Below are 619 nucleotides of genomic sequence, written 5' to 3'. Positions count from 1 at the left end.
TTCCGCCTCGAGACTAAGTCACTCATAAGGCGTATGTCTTCACTTTTTAGCTTAGTCAGTTCGGGTTGAACTCTTTCGGCATAATGTGCGATGAGCGCGGCATCTAAGCGGTCATTCTTAGCACGTTGCCCAATAGCCTCAGCAAACCTTTTAATACGTAGTGGGTTGGCAACAACATAAGGTAATTTGGCTTTGTCACATGCGAGTATGAACGGCATTTCTAATCGACCTGTAGCTTCAATTACGACGCGTTGAGGTTTGTGTTTCTTAATGGTTTTGATGGCATCGCTGATGCCTTTATCGGTATTTGGTACGGTGAAGTAAATGTCGAGTGGACGGATATAGATGTCTAATTGTGACTTACCAGTATCAACGCCAACATTAATGTTTTGAAGTGTGTTTGTATTCATAATAAGCTAACTCTTGCTTGCAAATGCGGGCTCGAGACCCAGAAGACTATTCGAGTGTGGTGCTTGGAGTTCTATCTGACGTTCGTACTTGTTATCGGTCTCTCAATAGAGGAGCCATCGTTTAATCGAACTATCAGATAGAAGAACTTTAGTTGCAGCTAAAGTCTGGGTCTCACCTTACCCGATTGGAGTGCTTATTATCCATACAA

1 protein-coding gene is annotated in these 619 nt (G+C 43.0%); it reads right to left on the bottom strand.

All coding sequences use genetic code 11. From position 1 onward, the window contains the following. The coding region (locus WR49_RS20715; protein WP_046225278.1) for an IS110 family transposase at nt 1-410 on the bottom strand (410 nt) is incomplete at its 3' end. Nucleotides 411-619 lie beyond the last annotated feature (209 nt).

The sequence above is a fragment of the Vibrio sp. ECSMB14106 genome, from assembly GCF_000972265.1.
Lineage (GTDB): Bacteria > Pseudomonadota > Gammaproteobacteria > Enterobacterales > Vibrionaceae > Vibrio > Vibrio kanaloae.
Note: the sequence above shows the minus strand (reverse complement) of the source record. Positions and strands in the feature narration are given on the sequence as shown.